This window comes from Candidatus Dependentiae bacterium (genome assembly GCA_016191325.1).
GTDB lineage: Bacteria > Babelota > Babeliae > Babelales > JACPOV01 > JACPOV01.
Map to the genome: position 1 here is coordinate 88063 of JACPOV010000008.1, position 16542 is coordinate 104604.

Consider the following 16542-nt stretch of genomic DNA (forward strand, 5'->3'; position numbering starts at 1 on the left):
CCGCGGGCCTTGCTAGAAAAAAATTGAATCCAATGCTTTTTTATAAAATAGATAAACACCGATTGCTGTTGAAACTGCCAGAGTAGAACTGGTCAGAAGAATTTTTCTTTTGTGATATATTTTCCATTCAGTTTCAAAAACTGGCTCATAATTAGCTGGAGGCTCGTTGGTCGCACATTGTTTAACCCATTGGGTGGAAAACCAATTTTCTTTTTTATAGGTAGCGGTCGCTATTCCTTCTTGAGGAATTTGAGCAGAATGCAAAAAATAGCATTCGTTATTAATCCAATAAGGGATTTTAATATTTTCTTGAAAAGCCTTTTGCCGGCGATTGAACTGATTTTTTCTTTTGCTGACTACATCTGTTCCTGTTGTTTCAGCATTAAACGTGACCATTGGGTTTTGCCCATTGTAGTTGAGAGTTCCTAATGCGTACTTTGCATTAGGGTGCGTTGGTCTTAAGTAGATGTTGATGGCGTCATTTTGAGGCTCCAATAAATGTGTCTGTCCCGGTGTCCGCTCAATTAAAACAATCGTATATTTTTCACATTCAGATTTATTGGCTAATGAAACAATTTGCCCCTCGCTGATATGAGGCAGATAGCCATGCGAAATAGAATCGTCTGTTTTTGTTCTGCCGCAGTAGGAAAATAGTATTAACGCCCCTAGAAACCATAAAAGTCGTTTGACCATATGGTGCCCCCATTGCAAGATTTTGTTACACCATTAATAAGATGACAAATCTGCGGCATGGAAGTCCATAATATCGGCTCTGTGGCTGGCGTTATTTATTCTTATCTACCATGGCAAGGAGTTCTTTTGCAGAGTTTGCTATTTGAGCATCGTTATTTTTTTTTGCTTTTTCCATCGTATCGACTATCGCGCATCGTTGAACTGTTTTCAAATCGCCGTACGGATAAATATAATGCTCTTTTGCGTCGGCAGGGAATTTGCTATCGGTTCCTAAAAACCATAATCCATATTCACTCATAAAATGTGTATTGATAAAGCGAACAACTTCATCTTGCGTTGGTTTTTCTTCATTCCAATTAGCATCAAATGTAGAAATTTCTCCAGCTTTAATTAAGCGAACTGCGTTATCGTATCCCTTTTTATTAAAAGTAGCGGCCATGAAAATTCTCCTTTAATGAGTTTGGATAATTCTGACGATACTTTCTGACTAAGGTGGAATGCAATAGTTTTTTACGATTGATATTTATGCATAAAATGATTTTATAAAAAAAGGGAAGACTTTTTATGTCTTCCCTTTTGAACACTATTTTTCTTATGGAGATGTTATCTCTTTGCCCAGAAATTCCCGAATGCATAAACCACAGCGACTCCACACGCCGTTGCAAGAGCGAGATTTTTTTTACGCCAGTGCGTACTTAATTTCTCATCGACAACATCTTCTTTTGGATTAGGATTCAATCGAGCACGGTGTTCAATCTGATCATACTTGAAAAAGGATCTATTCTTATGATAAACAGCATCAGCTTCTTTCCAGTATGTTTCGATATACGTATCATCATTTACTGTTGCTTTAATCAGTGTAAAAAGCTCACCATCAGATAATTTGAATTCTTTTCCGATTTTTCCTAATCGTGATCGGATTTGTTCATAGCGAGCACGAAAAACCTCCTCATCCGTTACGGGAGTGATTTCAGTAATTTCAGGTGCTCTTACGCCTTCATGAATAAGCCGTTGCTTTATTCGCACATATTTAGGGGCATTATGAAGATGTAGCATCTCAGTGCATTCGCGTGATGTATTTCTTTTTAGATACAAGGTTTCAAGCGGATTTGTTTCCGTAGCTTCTACGCGAATAACTACGGTGTAAAAATTGTTATTCTGATCGATAATATTTTCGCCTTCGCCATATCCAGTAAGAGGCTGCCCGTTAGCTAACGGAAATTCCTCTACCTGCAACCGCGCCAATTGCACAGCATTGAGATACGTTTGCACAGATGAAAGTGAAAGTATTAAAGAAAGGATGAAAAACTTGAATTGCATGATAACCTCCATTATCGATTAGAACTGATTCTAACCCATTAGAAAGTATAACATAGCGATCAAAAATGGAAACCGCATACCCTCAAGAAACGGGGTATTTTTTGTTATTATTTTTCAATTAGAAATTATTTAATTTGGAAAAAAGGGTACGCTTTTTTGGCATACCCTGTATTTTTGTTAATTGCTGCGACTATTTGAAATAGGTATTTATTTTTTTAATCAAATCTTCTTTGCTGATGCTTCCAGTTTCTTTGCCTTTTATTTGGCCATCTTTTATAAAAACAAAGGTTGGAATTGAAGTGACGCCATATTGTATAGCGAGCTCTCGAGATTCATCGACATTGAGTTTTGTGAATTTGTATGAAGCGCCAAGTTCCTTTTCTAGCTGATCAAATATTGGAGCCATGTATTGGCAAGGTCCACACCATGTTGCAAAAACATCAATAATAATAGGCAATTTGGATTGAGTTACTTCTTGTTCAAAATTATCTTTTGTTATTAAAACTGGCATATTGTTATCCCTCATTAAAAATGATTTTTTAGAATGTTTTTTGATTATATCACTCGCTTTCTTGGCAAACAAGATACTTGCATTTTTATGGAGGTGCATGCCAAACCCTAAATTTTCACTGTGTTTCTCGCGTCTTCCAGGTGGGGGCTGTTGCCTAGAATGCCTTTTTTTCGTAGAATGAAATCGTTACATGGAAATTTTTGTTAAGGAGGAAAGCTATGTTTCAACGTAATTATTCTATGAGCGGATCAATAGCCGACTTTATGTATAAAGTATATGGCTGGATGGCAGCAGGGCTTGCGCTAACTGCGGGCACATCGTACGCAATATTTCAATCACCAACGCTCTTTAGAGCTATATTTGGCAATCAGATTCTGTTTTTTGGCTTAATAATAGCTCAATTTGCACTCGTAATTGCATTGAGTGGTTGGGTTATGCGCATGAGTTTGCCTATGGCGATCGGCGCATTTGTTAGTTATTCGGTACTGACAGGTGCTACGCTTGCTTCAATTTTCTATATCTATACAGCAACTTCAATCTATCTAGCGTTTGGCGTCGCAGCTGCAACATTTGCTGTGATGGCTCTCTATGGTTACTTTACCCAAAGTGATTTAACATCTATTGGTTCAGTAGGCCGTATGGCTCTTTTTGGCATGATTATTGCTATGTTGATCAATTTCTTCTTAAAAAGTGCCCAATTTGATTATATCATCTCGCTTATTGGCGTTGGCCTCTTTACGCTGCTTGCGGCGTACGATAGCCAAAAGATTAAGCAGATGGGATATGCTTTGGTTGGCCAAGGAGATGTTGAACACAAAGCGGCTTTAATTGGCGCTTTAACGATGTATCTTGATTTTCTCAACCTATTCCTTTTCTTATTGAGAGTCATGGGTAGCAAGCGCGAAGAGTAATTTGCTATCACATTTGTCGATTATCACGGCCCGCCTTTATCGGTGGGCCTTTTTTTTAGCGCCTATTTCTCTGGTAAATAGCCATGTTTTTGCTTGTTTGCCAATTTTTATACATTTCATTTAGTAATAGTGTTGATTGGAAAAGAACATAATTGTTAAGCTTAAAATAGTTCTTAATAACATTATTAGAAATATAAAAAATGTAATCTTATAAACAAAGAACTCTTGAGAACTATAGTTTAACAAAGGAGATACTCTTATGGCACACAAAAAAAAATCGACTCGTAAAAAACACGAGTACAGTCTTTTAGACTTGTTGTTGGGACATACCAATAAACGAAAAAAGGCTCACCATACTCACAGCAAAAAGAAAACCGCTAAAAAAGCTACAGCACGTAAAACTACAAAAAAAGCGGTTAAGGCTAAAGGAAAAGGCGCATACGGCAGAAACCCGTACCGCTAAATTTAGCTTACTATATTAATATGTTTTTATAAAAAAAGGAAATACAATGAGTCACAATAATAACAATAACAATTGGAATGACAAAAAAGGTAACGTTCAAGATCCAAAGCACCAAGGTCAAAAAGAAAAACACGGATCTTCTCAAGGTCAACAAGGTAATGTTTCTAACCAAGATCAACAAAAGAAACAAGGCCACGACCAAAATAAACAATACGAAAAACAAGGTAACAAAAACGACTGGCAAAATAATAAGTAATTTGCCTAGTTTTTAACGTTGTTTGTCGAATGCAAAAACCATAAGTTTTGCATAAGAAAATTAAAAGAAGCAGAACAGCTTATGCATCGTTCTGCTTCTTTTTTTTATCCAATAATCATGGCGCTAGAAAGCATCCAAGATACGTAAGGGAATTACATTCCTTGAGGTGGGCGGCCGTACATCATTCTATGAAGAAGTGAGAAAACAAAGAGGATTATAAATAGGCCGAACAAGATTTTTGCTATGCCAGCAAAATCAGCTGCAAAGCCACCGAATCCAAAAACCGCTGCGATAATTGCAAGAATCAGAAAAATTACAACCCAATCCAATAGCATAGTAACTCCTTTTTTTGTTAAATCTTTACTACGTTAGTGCAATTTTCTAAAAAAAAGCAATAAAAAAGAGAGGGTTTAAAAATTACCCTCTCTAGCGACAAATTAAACAAATTATATTAATCCAGCGATAATGCAGCACCAAAGCCGTAAGCGCCGGCAATCCAGCCTTTAGCTTCAGGGCTTATTGTGTTATCGTTAAAAAAGAATTGCAACGCAAAGCGAGCGCAGAGTCCCCAAACAATTCCATAGGCGAATTTACTGAACACCGAATGGCGCGAATAATTTTTTACCACGTTATTTTGTATCGTCATTCGTTCAATAACAATACCGCCTTCTAAAATTTCAACAGTCTTTTCAAGAACATTGACGTACGTATCATTTATCGTACATTGCACTACTGGTTCTTGTTTTACACGAATAGTATAAAGATGCGAGCCTATCCATATATCATGCTGCGTATTGAAACTTGAATCGCCCGTGTGTGTATGCGCGATTTGATCTGCAATAGGATGCCAATCGACCGACGCATACATTGAAAATGGCAACAGGCACGCAAAAAGAATAAGTGCTTTGTTAAATATCATAAAATCCTTTCTAAATATTAAGCCTGGCTATAAAGGCCATGTAAACTAAATGGTACTATGCTCGGCAATTGAGCACGTCCTATTTCGTGTAAATTATGTGCATCGAGTATCAATATAAATGAAGTGCAATTGATCGTATCGAGCACTTGTGCGATTATCACACCATCATCCTCTTTTTTTTCATGAGGACGTGGAATGAAAACTGGCTCGGTTGGGCAGCAACCGTTTTCTTTCCATTCAATGATTCGATCGCTCTCGGTATCTATTTTCTGAATACTTGAAAATCCAGCTCCCATGCCGTAAATATATCTATAGTGTTTCGTTTTAAAGAACGGGTTAATGCGTGGCAATTCTATTGAACTTTCTCCAAGAACTGTCTTTGTGACATTTTTGGTTTTTAAATTGATGATAAAACGAGTAAGTTGAGATCGTTCACCAAACGACTCGGGACGATTTCTCAAATGTTCAATAGTTGTCGCTTTCATGATTCCTGCATCAGGATAAACAATCATATCAAGATTAATCTCATTATTTTTTTCAAAAGCGTTTACCTGATTGAGAACAAAAAAAGGTTCTGCTTTCATAGAATCGATAATTCGCCCTGTTGCTCGATCTATAATAATAAACGTCGTGCCCAGCTCTGGCTTCCAAGAAAAGTAATCAAGAAATGGTTTAATTGCAAAGAGCAGATCTGGTGGATTAACTACGAACGGCGTGAGCGTGAGCACAATATAGTTTTGGGTAATGGAAAGCCCATGCAAATAGGAAGGCTGTTTTGCTTCAATTGAAGCAATTATTACGCGCTTCGTGCTGTTTGGTGCAATTGAGTAAACATGGTAATAACTCGTTGTGCCAAATTGTGTCAGCACATTAAATGAATTTCCGGTTTGCGGATCAATAATCGGGTGTGGTGTTACTACATGCCCATCTAAATCATCATCAAAATCATCGAATTCATACGTTTCTAATGTTATAGGATTGAATGCAACCGGAAAAGTTGATTCTGTGAGCGCAACAAATTGGTTGCCAAGTTTCATGATATTAATGTTGCCGTTATCGTACGGTTCTCGTTTTGCAAGCAATGCGCCCATCTTTGAAAAGAATGATGATTTTTTTTCTTCCTGAACGGGGAGCTTGCCACTTTTCATAGCGCCTTTATAGTAATCGCTTTGTAAGAATTTGCTGGCATACTGAACTGTTCCTTTATCAAACTTGAACGATTGTAAGAGTGCAAAACCATCAAACCAGTATTTAAAAGTATTACCACCCACTTCAAAAAGGCCGGGGCCGGTGCGCAAAAGAAAACCATGGAGCCATACTGGTATGGTTCCTTTTGTTTGAAGATACGTGGGAGCGATTTGGCATGCTGCAGAACAAAATCCAACTGAAGCGTTGCCGCGAATAAATTCTGATTCTATTTTTTCGGGCTCGCAAGATTCGGTTTTTGTTTGTAGGGGATATTCAGCTATGGTACCTAGGCTGTTTTGATTTTGTTTCGTGTACCGTCTGTGCAATAGAATTGCTCCGAATGCAACGCAAAACAACACAGCCACGAAAATACCGATTTTCTTTAACATACCGTTCCCCCGCAGAAAATAAATGCATAATAGTTGTAGTATAAACATTAGCGATAAATTGAGCAAGTTGTTATTTCAAACAGAAAATGATTTGCGCGCATGAATAAAAGCTATCAAAAAAATAGAGATGTGCATTTATTCGATGCATACTTACATGCTAGAGAAAGGGAAAATATATGGCTAAACACCACATTCATAGTGCAATTATCTTTTTGCTCATTGCCACTACAGGTAAAGCTGTTATTAGCGAGGTGGAAATCACTCCAATTATTGCCAAGCAGTTAACAGTCTTGGGGGAAACGAATAAAGAAACAAAAGATCAACCGGCTATTGTAAAAAACGACGCGTGGTATTTTATTGCTGCTCTTGTAAGTAGCTCGTTTCATAAGAAATATTTTCTTTTTGACGTGGGCGAAAACGTTTTAAATGATGGATCAATAAATAAATTAAAAATGGCAGATGTTAATAATTTAATTGAAACGAAGCTTCTGAACACAAGCAATACAAGAATAGAATGGTGCGTATTGAAGGAGCCCGATTTATTGGCGGTAAAAAAGACATTTGGTAAAAATACGAGATATGAGCTCTGCAGTATGAGCGGTTTGTTTTCTAAAAAATGATCTTATTTCAAAATAAGTTTGATGAGTGAAAGAATGCCAAAGCTCATAATGCCAATTCCTGAAAATTGATTGATACGCCTGAATGTAGAGGCTTTAATTTTAGGTTGAAAATAAGCGGCAAGTATGCCAAGCACAATCCACCAAATAGCCGATCCGATGAATACACCACTTGCAGTTAAAATAAGTTCGCTCGTGCGATCAAGTTCATGATCAATGCCGACTGCAGCAAAGAGAAAAATAAGCGTAAGAATAATAATAGGGTTGGCGAGTGTGAGGAAAAATGTAGTAACGTACGATTCCAAAATATTGAGCGGACTTTTCGACTGCATCGCTTGCGGCGGCTTAGATGATAAGATGACGATTCCTAAAATTGATAAGAGAATGCTACTTGAAAGCCGTATGGCAAAAGCAAACTGTGTTAGATGAGCCGACAAAAACCCAAGACTCAAAAGTGCAGCAACTGCAAAAACAACATCCGCAGTCGCTGCACCAAATCCTGAAGCTATTCCCATAAGGGGGCCTTGAATCAACAATCTTCGCAAGCACAAAATTCCGATAGGTCCTACCGGAAACGCGATTGCAGCTCCAATAATAATTCCTTTAATAAAAAAAGATAAATCCATTATTTTGGTAATTCGACCATATTAAACATATTTCCATAAAGATCTTTAAAAACAGCTTGCGTTCCCCACTCTTCGGTGGTTGGTTCCATAATAAACTCAACGCCTCGAGATTTCATTTCTTGGTAATCCTTTTTGCAGTTATCGGTAATCATGCAAGCGAGTGGAAAAGAACCACCCTGTTTGCCAACCAGAGCTAAATCTTCTTGTGATTCAGGAAGCATTAAAGCAAACTCTAAATTCTGGCTTCCTTTTGGATTTAACGTTAACCAACGCATTTGCCCAAATTGAGCATCGGTATGTTTTTCAAAACCAATTTTTTCGGTGTAAAATTTAAGCGCTTCGTCCTGGTTTTTTACTAAAATCGTAAGATGTGAAAGATAGTTGATCATAAAAAAGTCCCTAAGGTTTATATATTAAACTTAATAAAATGCTAACACGTTTTGCGATTCTTGTAAAAAAGGCTCTTAGTATTTCTGTGGGTTGATTCGATTCAACTATTTATTACCAAAAATTGATTTTAAGAACTGATAACCGGTCAAAACTGGGGCGCTCCATGAAAGATTTGGGGGCAAAACATGCTTTGATTCTATAGCCAGACATTGAATCTCTTCATCCAAATTCTTAAATGAGCTTAATAGATGGGGATATTTTTTGAAATCTATAGTCTCCGGTGCAACAAGCATGAGCGCTTGCTCCAACGTCAAATTATTGCGCAAAGAATGGATGGTTTTTTTTAAAGATTGCAGATTCCAGCGGCGAATTGTTTTATCAAAAGAGCCAGAAATTAATAGATTATTATCTTGAAGTGCTAGCCCAGAAATCATACGAGGGGTTACGCTTGCAATAGTGAAGAGCAATTGGCCTGTTTTATCATCCCAGAGCCGAATGGTTCCATCTTGGCCACCAGAAAAAAGAAAGCCATCAGTTGCATGCGCAAGGGTATTAATTTCTTTGTCATGATTTGAAGATCTAAAAAATGGTTCTTTTTTTTCAAGATCCCATGCGCAGATTATTCCTGCGGCATCGGCAGAAAAAAGAATTTTTTTGCTTTGATCAAAAATAAGTTTTGATATTCGTTTGGCATGCCCTTTTAACTCATAAGCGGGTGCATCATTTATGAAATCATACGCTTTAATGGCGCCATCTGATAATCCTATAAACAAAAGGGGATCGTTTGCGACTAATGCCCAAGCATATTCTTTTGGTGTTTCAAGCGTAGCTATTAGTTTTCCTGTTTTGGTATCCCATTTATTAAGAGCGTGATCCTTACCTGAAGAAAAAAGAAAGGTGCCATCATTATTCAATGTTAATGCTAAAACTGCCCAAGAATGCTTTTTCAATTCTTGAAGTTTCGCTAATTTTTCTAAATCCCAAACGGTTATTGTTCCTGATTCATCACTAGAATAAGCGAACGGATTTTTACATACGAGTGCAGAGAAATCTGAGGGATTTGTCGTTAATGTAGATGATTTTCCTGTTTGTAGATTTAAAATTCTAATTTTTCCATCGGCTACGCTCGCACAAAGTTTATTACCCGTTGCTTCAAGGCTTAAAACTTCACCGCCTTCATGAGCTATAATCTTATTCTCTACTTTCAGAGATGATAACATGGGAAGCATATTCTCCCATGCTTGTTTGGTAACTTCCTGCGTAAGGCTTTTTCTTAACACGTCGGGGAGTCGTAAGCTTTTTATATATGAAGGATCACGCAAGAATTTTTTTAATTCTGTTGGGCTTGTAATCTTTCTTGCTAATGCTCTCTCAAAAATAGTTTGAAGAGACTCTATGCCCAAGTAATCAGAATTGATCAAAAGAGATTCAATAGTTTCTAGAGGCAATTGAGAAGCACGATGTACCAGCTTTTCATCTTTTTCATTTTCAAATTTGAGGAAACTCAAAATAAGGTCAAGTTGTCGCTTAGAAAAAGGTAAAGGGATAGAAGCTGATTGCGTTTTGGAATCAATATCGCCTACTAAATTTTCGATTACTTGTGAAAATTTGATTAATAGTTTCGAATCTTGTTCAGAAAGAGTTATTTCATTTGATTGTTGTTGCGAATCTAAAACTGAAAGCTTTAAGTACGCCGATGCATTGGCTGGAAAAAAAATCGTAATTAATAGTAAAATTAATCGCTTCATAGAAGTGTCCTTTTTGGGATCACTATAAAGAAAGCAGCAATAAAATTAAATAATTTTAGCGAAGGCTTTTATCATATTGAGAGATTTATCTCATCGCTTCTTGCTTCATTGCCGAAGGGAGTTTTTCAATTGAATAACGGAGGGCAGTGCGGGGCATTTTCGCTTTGTGATTCATGACAAAGGTGAAGACTTCTTTTTGTCTTGTTTTAGTTGCTTCTTTAAGCATCCAGCCGTAGCCTTTTTGCACAAGATCATCTTTATCTTCGAGTAAAATTGTGGCTAACTCAAAAGCATCTTCTAAATAAAAATCTTTACGCAGCGAATAAATAAGAGAAACGGCACTTGCGCGGCGCATCCATCTGTTTTCAGAGCGCGCCCATATTTTTAATTTTGGTAAAAACTGAGGAAACTTATAAAGAAAAAAACCAAGCGCATGCGCGCAGAAATCATCGCATGATGCCCAGTTGGATACATAGTTCTCAAGGCAATATTGAAAGAATTCAAAATCAGACGGTTCAAATTTTTTTCTTATTTTATTGAGCCAGTCAAATGCGATAATTTGAAATTCTTGTTCTTTTTTTAGTAATTTTTCACAAATCTGAAAAATTTCTTTTTTATCAAGATGCTTAACTTCTGAAAAATGCGCTGCAGAAATTTTACGAACAACTGGAACGGCAACGCCAAGATGATTAACCTCTTCTTTAAAAAATCGTTTGGCTTGCTCGCGGCGCACAGGATCGCTATTTTTAAGGAGATCGTTATGAAGTTCAGAAATGATAGCTTGAGTATTCATTATTTACCGTCGATCTTATTTTGTTCTTCGATTTTTTCACTAGAATCAACTACCGCAGCTGTCTCTTCTTTTTCTGGAGTGAACGATTCATTTGCGCAATCGATGTTATATAATCCCAGAAGTGTATCTTCTTCTTCATGTTCTTGTTCTAATATTTTTTTCTTTTCGTCTGGTAATGTGCTTTTATATAATTCGAGAGCGGCATGATACTCAACTGAGCCGTCCGTATTGAATCTGGTTTTGTTTCGTATAGAATGCGTTGATTCTGCAATTTCAGTCTGCGGATTTCTTACTACTCGATATGTTTTCTTAGTTGTTTTTTTTGACTCAGTTGTATCGGTACCAACACTTTTAATGATTTCAATAAGTTGAATGCCTTGATTAATCTGAGCCATTTGTTTCAGGTTTTTTTCGGCAAAAGAAACTAGATCAGTTTCAGTAACCTTTTTTTCCATTCCACTAATACGGTTTGCTAAAACGATCATTACTATAATAACTATTTTTTTCATGAGGATTTCTTCTCTTTAATTGTCCAAAGATTTAAAGCCCATTTTAATGGGATACCAAGATAAATAAAATAAGATACAGTAGATAAATTATTTTGTTGAACAGAAGATATGATGATGTTTTTATTTTTGATTAACGTAGAGAAAAGTCAGATTAGCCCGTCGTCGCGAAAGGCTATGCCGGGCAGTCTCCGCATTTAGCTGGCCGTGCCAGGCGTAGCCCTTTAGGGCTGAGACTGGAGGAGAGAGAGGGATTCGAACCCTCGATCCCGATCTCTCAGGATAACGGTTTTCAAGACCGCCGCATTAGACCGCTCTGCCATCTCTCCACATAATAATTTCAAATTCGTTGCCATCTTCAGAGCGCGAAGACTGGCAGCGCCAGGCGAAGCTTGCCAAGGCGGAAGCCCTGGATAAGCGAAGACTGGTGCGCCTAAGAGGAGTCGAACCTCTAACCTTCAGATCCGTAGTCTGACGCTCTGTCCAGTTGAGCTATAGGCGCGTATAATTTCAGTGTAATTTCAAAAATACAGCTCACCGATGAAGCTTGCTGTGCTAGGTATCGCTCGCCGAGGTAAATGCCGTGGATAAGCGAAGACTGGCGGAGAGAGAGGGATTCGAACCCTCGCGCCCCATTTCTGGAGCTCTTGCTTAGCAGGCAAGCGCTTTAGACCACTCAGCCATCTCTCCATCGTGCATGCGAGCCATATTTCAACATGCAACAAGGATAAATGATTTGCTATTTAATGCAAGAGTCTTATATGATTTTACCCATATTATGGCGTTCTTTCAAGCTGGAGTTTTATGGCATTTATTATTGAGATCAAAGTGATACCCGCATCAGGAACTCAGCGCTTAATAAGGGATAAATCTGGCAAGCTCAAATGCTATTTAAAAAACCAAGCTGAAAAGGGAAAAGCCAATGAAGAACTTATCGGATTGGTGGCAGCTCGAATGGGTTTAGCAAAGAATCAGGTGAGCCTCGTTTCGGGTTTTACAAGCAGGAACAAAAAGCTTTCGCTTGAAGGAACGTGGACGATGCAAGAAGTGTATAAAAAATTAGGGCTCGAGCAAGGGGAGCAACATGCCGTATTTTAAATGGGCTGGCGTAGCGCTTGATGGTCGTGTTTTACGAGGGGTTTTAAGAGCGCGGAGTTTACGCGATCTTGATGAACAGCTTTTGCATAAAGATATTGGATTAATGAACGCTCGATTGAAGAAACAATCGTTTATGCAGCGCATTACCATTGCGGTGAAAATCAATTTCTTTAGACAACTCGCGATTCTTGTCGGTTCTGGCGTTTATATTGATCGCGCCATCGGGTTACTTGCATTGCAAACGGCGCATAGTTCATTTCGCGAATTACTTGAAGATATTAGCATAGAGGTACAGCACGGTACTCCAATAGCAAACGCTCTAGAATCGGCAGGTATTTTTGATTACGTTTCGATCCAGATGATTAAAGCTGGCCACGAATCGGGTAAATTAGCGCAAGCACTCGAGATGATCGCAGCCTATGCAGAATCTCGCGATGCCTTTTATAAAAAATTACGAAGCGCGGCATTAGTGCCGCTCATTACACTCGGGACTTTTATCCTCATCGTAATTTTTATCATGATTGGCATCGTGCCGACTATTAGTTCATTATTTATCAGCGCAGGGCATGAGCTGCCGCAAATAACACGCATTATGATCGCTATCAGTTCGCTTCTCACCAGTTTTGGTGGAGCGCTGATTCTTTCTTCATTTGTATTATTCGCTTTGATTTTTAGATATGCGATACGCCGCATTCCTCAAAGCAGTAAAATTATATTTAATATACCGTTCGTTGGTGCATTAGTGCGCCAAAATAATGCAGCTTCTTATCTTTATGCAGTTGGCCTGCTGGTTTCTGGAAAAGTGCGCATTGCGTACGCGCTTGAAATTGCGCGCAGTGCCGTAAAAAACCGATGGATAGCGTATGAGCTCATGAGCGTTGAAGAGAATGTAAATCACGGAAAATCGCTCAGTCAGGCCTTAGAAGATTGCGGTCTTTTTTCGCCCGAGATTTGTGGTTTGGTTTCCGTTGGTGAACAATCAAGCAATCTCGGTCTATTATTAATAAAAAGCGCTGAGCTTTATCAAGAAAAGGTGAACCGTCAGTTGTCGCTGATCACTGCTCTTTTTCAACCAGTTCTTATGATGGTGCTCGCGTTTCTGGTTCTTGCGCTTATTGTGGCAATTTATATTCCACTTTTTGATCTTTCGATGATTATTTCCTGAAGTAGACCTGTTAATAGCACGATTTTGCGTTGACCGGCTTAGTTTTTTTAGGTACTCTTTATTCAGTGTGCCGGGATGGCGGAATTGGTAGACGCACGGGACTCAAAATCCCGCGGTGTTTAACACCATGTCGGTTCGAGTCCGACTTCCGGCACCATACTTCGCCAAGGCTTCTTATGGCGGGCCAGTTTTTATGGATTGCAATAAGCAATCAGAGGCAAATTGAAGCGAAGTATGCCCTTCGAAGCTCGAACGAGCGAAGTAGGGCAATCAATTCTAAAGATCTATTCACGATATATTCTATATTGACCTATCTTAATATCTTTCTCTCTTTCAATACTGCGATTCAGCGGTAGTAATCTCTAAGCTTTTTTTATATTATATTGATCGGATCTGTTTTAATTTTTTGTTTACGAAACACAAAGCCAATTAGGACGTTCTTTATGATAAGAAAATGTTTCACAGCATTGTTAATGAGCTTCTTAGTTTTTACCTCCAATGCAGACGACACGAATAAAGTGGAAAACATCTACAAGGCTATTAATATGGTAGCGAGTAGTATTGTAATAATTAAATCTGTGTATCAGTTAGTAGATTTTGTCTGTGATTCTATTTCATCAAATCCTGAAACTGAGCTTCGCAAAGAATTGACCACCCGAAATTTGGAAAACCTTCGAGCAGAAAGAGAATTGAATCGCTGTTTAGCGAATAATGAAAATGGTGCAAGAGAGAATAATGGACTGCCGAGGGCCTGCGGCGAAGTGGGCGATTTTTATGCAGCAGTAGCGGGATATGAAGCATTAAACAAAATTAAATATGCATTCAATGATAATAAATAAGTATAAGAGGCCGAATTACTTATTTATGGTTGAGCACAAAAACACTAGGAAGTTTTATGATCAAAAGATACACAGCAGCGTTGTTGATGGTATTTCTCGTTGTTTCTATTAATGCAAAAGATGATAAAAAAATCATTGAGCTGAAAGAAAAAGAACAACAGTTACATGCTTTGAACGATGAAATTATTGAAAAAGAGCAACTGATAAGTTTTATGGAAAAGCGTATCCGTGACCAGATCGTAGTTGTTTTTGATCAAAAAGAAAAAGAATTAAAGAAAATTGATGAAGAGAAGAAATTTGATAGCCGAGAAATAAGTTCAATTATAGAAAAAGAGTGTCGGGATTTTTTTGAGAGCTTGGAAGCGATGCAAGGCAAAGATAAGAAATTTATAGCAACTAATTTTTTATTTAGCGAAGATGATCGGCTCTTTGATAAAGATATAGATGTACTAAAATATTTTCTAATCAGATATGGCTGTGAATTAGTTTCCTTGAAAGAACTGCTTAAGCGATGGGAAATCATAATGAGAGAAATTGCCAGCTTAGGTAAGAAAATAATAAAATAGCTAAAAAATCAAAGGATTTTTGTGATGAAAAAGATATTCTTTTTTGTTTTGCTCGCATTTCCAATCGAATCGCATTGTTCTGCGGGGGAAATTATATTTGACGCAGTAAAAAAAATTATTAATTTAGCGGACGATATTTGGCATTCAAAGGAGAGAAAAAATATCGACGAGCAAAGAAGTATTGAGCAAGAACTTGCACTAAAAAAAGAAATAGTTCAAAACACTGAACAATGCGCTGCTGGACTTCATAAAATAGGTGACGCTCAAAAAGAAAACAATGAAATATTTCGAGACTTAAAGGAAAAAGCAGAGACAGCATTTAAAGTCATCACTGTCGCGGGAACCACTATTTACATAATGAAATCTGGTTATGAATTTATCAGTTTTGTTCAAGATTCTATTTCGCCAAGTCCTGAAACCAAACTTCGCAAACGATTAGTTGTAAAGAATTTAGAACTCTTAGATGCTGAAGATGAATTAAATCGTTGTTTGGTGAAAAATAAAAAAGGTGAAAAAGAGCACAACGGCTTGCCTCGAGCATGTGAGGTGTTAAGTGATTTTTATGCAGCGGTCGCAGGGCAAGAGGCATTAGACAAGATTACGTATGCATTCAGCAAAAATAATAGATAAGTATAAATTACGCATAATTTGGTTATTGTGCTCAGCAAGCTTTCAACTAATCAGCATTGCTCAAACCATCGAGCCAATAGATAATACTCGATATGGAATCGAGATTACAAAGCCTGCGTCTATAGGATATTTCGATATGGATTACGCGATTGATGCCATTAATCCTATTCAAAGTGGAATCGAAGTCGCCAGAGCTGGATACAATATAGGATATATGACACTTGGCTTCGTGCACCCAACCGAATCGCAGCAATTAATAAAACGTTTTAATGATCGAGGCAGCGAAATTAAAAAAGCGGAAGAAGAGCTCATTAAATGTGTTTCTCAAAATGCTTATAATTTTCGTGAAAAAAATCAGCTGCCATATAATTGCGAAAAAGTTTCAGATTTCTATGCGGCAGTCTCTGGTTTTGAGCCTTTAAGTAAATTTAATGCTGAATTCAATGCTGTAATGGACGAACTTCCTGCATCGCGGTCTCATCCTCCTCAAAATCAAACAGGAATGGCCACAGGAACAAAAATTGTTATAGGCGTAGTTGTAGTGATTGGGGCAACAGGTGCGTTTTTAATATGTGCACCAGTTTTACTTCCTGGAACTGTCGTTGCTGCAAAAGCAACAGCGATTACTACAGGAATAAAAACGGCGACCGCGGGAGTTGCAAGTAAAGCCTCTGCATTGATTGGTGGTGATACTGCTGTACAGCTTCTTTACGAATCAAAAGAAGTGGTTGATGCGCTTCCTCTTTTTGATAAAGTAGCGATTGGGGCAAAAGTGATAAATACTTTTGTGGACGCTCCCGATGACGTTCAAAAAAGCGTGGCAATGCTAGAGTCAGTAAAAAAAGGAAGTAAAAATCGACAAACATTATTGCGCGCTAAAATTGAAGAATATTACGGCATTAAACATTAATTCT

22 protein-coding genes and 4 tRNA genes are annotated in these 16542 nt (G+C 37.8%); 11 read left to right on the plus strand and 15 right to left on the minus strand.

Annotated features, from left to right (window positions below; genetic code table 11):
* Positions 1–12 precede the first annotated feature (12 nt).
* The 4 genes from HYX58_00585 to trxA form a co-directional block, all read right to left on the minus strand.
* Positions 13–693 (minus strand): hypothetical protein, encoded by a 681-nt coding sequence (locus HYX58_00585; protein MBI2774493.1) that lies wholly within the window; start codon positions 691–693, stop codon positions 13–15.
* A 91-nt stretch (positions 694–784) separates the two neighbouring features.
* Positions 785–1132, minus strand: a complete 348-nt coding sequence (locus tag HYX58_00590) for a hypothetical protein (protein MBI2774494.1) — start codon at positions 1130–1132, stop codon at positions 785–787.
* 164 nt (positions 1133–1296) lie between these two features.
* Positions 1297–2013, minus strand: a complete 717-nt coding sequence (locus HYX58_00595; protein MBI2774495.1) for a hypothetical protein — start codon at positions 2011–2013, stop codon at positions 1297–1299.
* A gap of 190 nt (positions 2014–2203) precedes the next feature.
* Positions 2204–2524 carry a thioredoxin gene (gene trxA, locus HYX58_00600; protein MBI2774496.1) on the minus strand — a complete coding sequence of 107 codons (321 nt, stop codon included), beginning with the start codon at positions 2522–2524 and terminating at the stop codon, positions 2204–2206.
* Positions 2525–2742: 218 nt separating this feature from the next.
* Between trxA and HYX58_00605 the strand changes: the two genes are divergently transcribed.
* The 3 genes from HYX58_00605 to HYX58_00615 all read left to right on the plus strand — a co-directional run bounded on the left by HYX58_00605 (position 2743) and on the right by HYX58_00615 (position 4154).
* Positions 2743–3435 carry a Bax inhibitor-1/YccA family protein gene (locus tag HYX58_00605; GenBank protein ID MBI2774497.1) on the plus strand — a complete coding sequence of 231 codons (693 nt, stop codon included), beginning with the start codon at positions 2743–2745 and terminating at the stop codon, positions 3433–3435.
* Positions 3436–3694: 259 nt separating this feature from the next.
* Complete coding sequence (locus tag HYX58_00610; GenBank protein ID MBI2774498.1) at positions 3695–3898, plus strand: hypothetical protein; 204 nt, start codon at positions 3695–3697, stop codon at positions 3896–3898.
* A 46-nt stretch (positions 3899–3944) separates the two neighbouring features.
* On the plus strand, positions 3945–4154 hold the full coding sequence (locus HYX58_00615; GenBank protein ID MBI2774499.1) for a hypothetical protein: 210 nt from the start codon (positions 3945–3947) through the stop codon (positions 4152–4154).
* A 152-nt stretch (positions 4155–4306) separates the two neighbouring features.
* Here HYX58_00615 and HYX58_00620 read toward each other — a convergent pair whose 3' ends face one another.
* From HYX58_00620 to HYX58_00630, 3 genes are all read right to left on the minus strand, one after another.
* Complete coding sequence (locus HYX58_00620) at positions 4307–4489, minus strand: DUF1328 domain-containing protein (protein MBI2774500.1); 183 nt, start codon at positions 4487–4489, stop codon at positions 4307–4309.
* A 116-nt stretch (positions 4490–4605) separates the two neighbouring features.
* A complete protein-coding gene (locus HYX58_00625) occupies positions 4606–5073 on the minus strand; it encodes a hypothetical protein (GenBank protein MBI2774501.1) in 468 nt (155 codons plus the stop codon).
* 17 nt (positions 5074–5090) lie between these two features.
* Positions 5091–6650: a carotenoid oxygenase family protein gene (locus tag HYX58_00630; protein MBI2774502.1), complete on the minus strand. Its 1560-nt coding sequence runs from the start codon at positions 6648–6650 to the stop codon at positions 5091–5093.
* A 176-nt stretch (positions 6651–6826) separates the two neighbouring features.
* On the opposite strand from HYX58_00630, the gene HYX58_00635 reads away from it, so the two are divergent.
* On the plus strand, positions 6827–7270 hold the full coding sequence (locus tag HYX58_00635) for a hypothetical protein (GenBank protein MBI2774503.1): 444 nt from the start codon (positions 6827–6829) through the stop codon (positions 7268–7270).
* Between the two features lie 2 nt (positions 7271–7272).
* Here HYX58_00635 and HYX58_00640 read toward each other — a convergent pair whose 3' ends face one another.
* The 8 genes from HYX58_00640 to HYX58_00675 form a co-directional block, all read right to left on the minus strand.
* Entirely contained in the window at positions 7273–7893 is a 621-nt protein-coding gene (locus HYX58_00640; protein ID MBI2774504.1) for a LysE family transporter, read from the minus strand.
* Positions 7893–8282 (minus strand): VOC family protein, encoded by a 390-nt coding sequence (locus tag HYX58_00645; protein ID MBI2774505.1) that lies wholly within the window; start codon positions 8280–8282, stop codon positions 7893–7895. The genes HYX58_00640 and HYX58_00645 overlap by 1 nt, the downstream gene beginning before the upstream one ends.
* 105 nt (positions 8283–8387) lie before the next feature.
* Positions 8388–10031: a WD40 repeat domain-containing protein gene (locus tag HYX58_00650; GenBank protein MBI2774506.1), complete on the minus strand. Its 1644-nt coding sequence runs from the start codon at positions 10029–10031 to the stop codon at positions 8388–8390.
* 85 nt (positions 10032–10116) lie between these two features.
* Positions 10117–10824 (minus strand): DNA alkylation repair protein, encoded by a 708-nt coding sequence (locus tag HYX58_00655; GenBank protein ID MBI2774507.1) that lies wholly within the window; start codon positions 10822–10824, stop codon positions 10117–10119.
* Entirely contained in the window at positions 10824–11333 is a 510-nt protein-coding gene (locus tag HYX58_00660; GenBank protein ID MBI2774508.1) for a hypothetical protein, read from the minus strand. The genes HYX58_00655 and HYX58_00660 overlap by 1 nt, the downstream gene beginning before the upstream one ends.
* A 234-nt stretch (positions 11334–11567) precedes the next feature.
* Positions 11568–11659 (minus strand) — tRNA-Ser (locus tag HYX58_00665).
* 96 nt (positions 11660–11755) lie between these two features.
* A tRNA-Arg gene (locus HYX58_00670) sits at positions 11756–11832 on the minus strand.
* Between the two features lie 97 nt (positions 11833–11929).
* A tRNA-Ser gene (locus tag HYX58_00675) sits at positions 11930–12020 on the minus strand.
* A 114-nt stretch (positions 12021–12134) separates the two neighbouring features.
* Here HYX58_00675 and HYX58_00680 point away from each other — a divergent pair.
* The 7 genes from HYX58_00680 to HYX58_00710 all read left to right on the plus strand — a co-directional run bounded on the left by HYX58_00680 (position 12135) and on the right by HYX58_00710 (position 16538).
* Entirely contained in the window at positions 12135–12428 is a 294-nt protein-coding gene (locus HYX58_00680) for a DUF167 domain-containing protein (protein MBI2774509.1), read from the plus strand.
* The gene (locus tag HYX58_00685; protein ID MBI2774510.1) at positions 12415–13593 is read left to right on the plus strand and encodes a type II secretion system F family protein; all 1179 of its coding nucleotides are present in this window, start codon (positions 12415–12417) and stop codon (positions 13591–13593) included. The genes HYX58_00680 and HYX58_00685 overlap by 14 nt, the downstream gene beginning before the upstream one ends.
* Positions 13594–13662: 69 nt before the next feature.
* Positions 13663–13750, plus strand: a tRNA-Leu gene (locus HYX58_00690).
* A 286-nt stretch (positions 13751–14036) separates the two neighbouring features.
* Positions 14037–14432 (plus strand): hypothetical protein, encoded by a 396-nt coding sequence (locus HYX58_00695; GenBank protein ID MBI2774511.1) that lies wholly within the window; start codon positions 14037–14039, stop codon positions 14430–14432.
* Positions 14433–14488: 56 nt separating this feature from the next.
* Positions 14489–14998, plus strand: coding sequence for a hypothetical protein (locus HYX58_00700; protein MBI2774512.1), 510 nt, complete (start codon positions 14489–14491; stop codon positions 14996–14998).
* A 24-nt stretch (positions 14999–15022) separates the two neighbouring features.
* Complete coding sequence (locus HYX58_00705; protein ID MBI2774513.1) at positions 15023–15628, plus strand: hypothetical protein; 606 nt, start codon at positions 15023–15025, stop codon at positions 15626–15628.
* Positions 15603–16538, plus strand: coding sequence for a hypothetical protein (locus HYX58_00710; protein MBI2774514.1), 936 nt, complete (start codon positions 15603–15605; stop codon positions 16536–16538). The genes HYX58_00705 and HYX58_00710 overlap by 26 nt, the downstream gene beginning before the upstream one ends.
* Positions 16539–16542: the final 4 nt, after the last annotated feature.

Coding starts and splice junctions, on each gene's coding strand:
- HYX58_00585 (MBI2774493.1), bottom strand. CDS start 693: ATGGTCAAACGACTTTTATGGTTTCTAGGGGCGTTAATACTATTTTCC.
- HYX58_00590 (MBI2774494.1), bottom strand. CDS start 1,132: ATGGCCGCTACTTTTAATAAAAAGGGATACGATAACGCAGTTCGCTTA.
- HYX58_00595 (MBI2774495.1), bottom strand. CDS start 2,013: ATGCAATTCAAGTTTTTCATCCTTTCTTTAATACTTTCACTTTCATCT.
- trxA (MBI2774496.1), bottom strand. CDS start 2,524: ATGCCAGTTTTAATAACAAAAGATAATTTTGAACAAGAAGTAACTCAA.
- HYX58_00605 (MBI2774497.1), top strand. CDS start 2,743: ATGTTTCAACGTAATTATTCTATGAGCGGATCAATAGCCGACTTTATG.
- HYX58_00610 (MBI2774498.1), top strand. CDS start 3,695: ATGGCACACAAAAAAAAATCGACTCGTAAAAAACACGAGTACAGTCTT.
- HYX58_00615 (MBI2774499.1), top strand. CDS start 3,945: ATGAGTCACAATAATAACAATAACAATTGGAATGACAAAAAAGGTAAC.
- HYX58_00620 (MBI2774500.1), bottom strand. CDS start 4,489: ATGCTATTGGATTGGGTTGTAATTTTTCTGATTCTTGCAATTATCGCA.
- HYX58_00625 (MBI2774501.1), bottom strand. CDS start 5,073: ATGATATTTAACAAAGCACTTATTCTTTTTGCGTGCCTGTTGCCATTT.
- HYX58_00630 (MBI2774502.1), bottom strand. CDS start 6,650: ATGTTAAAGAAAATCGGTATTTTCGTGGCTGTGTTGTTTTGCGTTGCA.
- HYX58_00635 (MBI2774503.1), top strand. CDS start 6,827: ATGGCTAAACACCACATTCATAGTGCAATTATCTTTTTGCTCATTGCC.
- HYX58_00640 (MBI2774504.1), bottom strand. CDS start 7,893: ATGGATTTATCTTTTTTTATTAAAGGAATTATTATTGGAGCTGCAATC.
- HYX58_00645 (MBI2774505.1), bottom strand. CDS start 8,282: ATGATCAACTATCTTTCACATCTTACGATTTTAGTAAAAAACCAGGAC.
- HYX58_00650 (MBI2774506.1), bottom strand. CDS start 10,031: ATGAAGCGATTAATTTTACTATTAATTACGATTTTTTTTCCAGCCAAT.
- HYX58_00655 (MBI2774507.1), bottom strand. CDS start 10,824: ATGAATACTCAAGCTATCATTTCTGAACTTCATAACGATCTCCTTAAA.
- HYX58_00660 (MBI2774508.1), bottom strand. CDS start 11,333: ATGAAAAAAATAGTTATTATAGTAATGATCGTTTTAGCAAACCGTATT.
- HYX58_00680 (MBI2774509.1), top strand. CDS start 12,135: ATGGCATTTATTATTGAGATCAAAGTGATACCCGCATCAGGAACTCAG.
- HYX58_00685 (MBI2774510.1), top strand. CDS start 12,415: ATGCCGTATTTTAAATGGGCTGGCGTAGCGCTTGATGGTCGTGTTTTA.
- HYX58_00695 (MBI2774511.1), top strand. CDS start 14,037: ATGATAAGAAAATGTTTCACAGCATTGTTAATGAGCTTCTTAGTTTTT.
- HYX58_00700 (MBI2774512.1), top strand. CDS start 14,489: ATGATCAAAAGATACACAGCAGCGTTGTTGATGGTATTTCTCGTTGTT.
- HYX58_00705 (MBI2774513.1), top strand. CDS start 15,023: ATGAAAAAGATATTCTTTTTTGTTTTGCTCGCATTTCCAATCGAATCG.
- HYX58_00710 (MBI2774514.1), top strand. CDS start 15,603: ATGCATTCAGCAAAAATAATAGATAAGTATAAATTACGCATAATTTGG.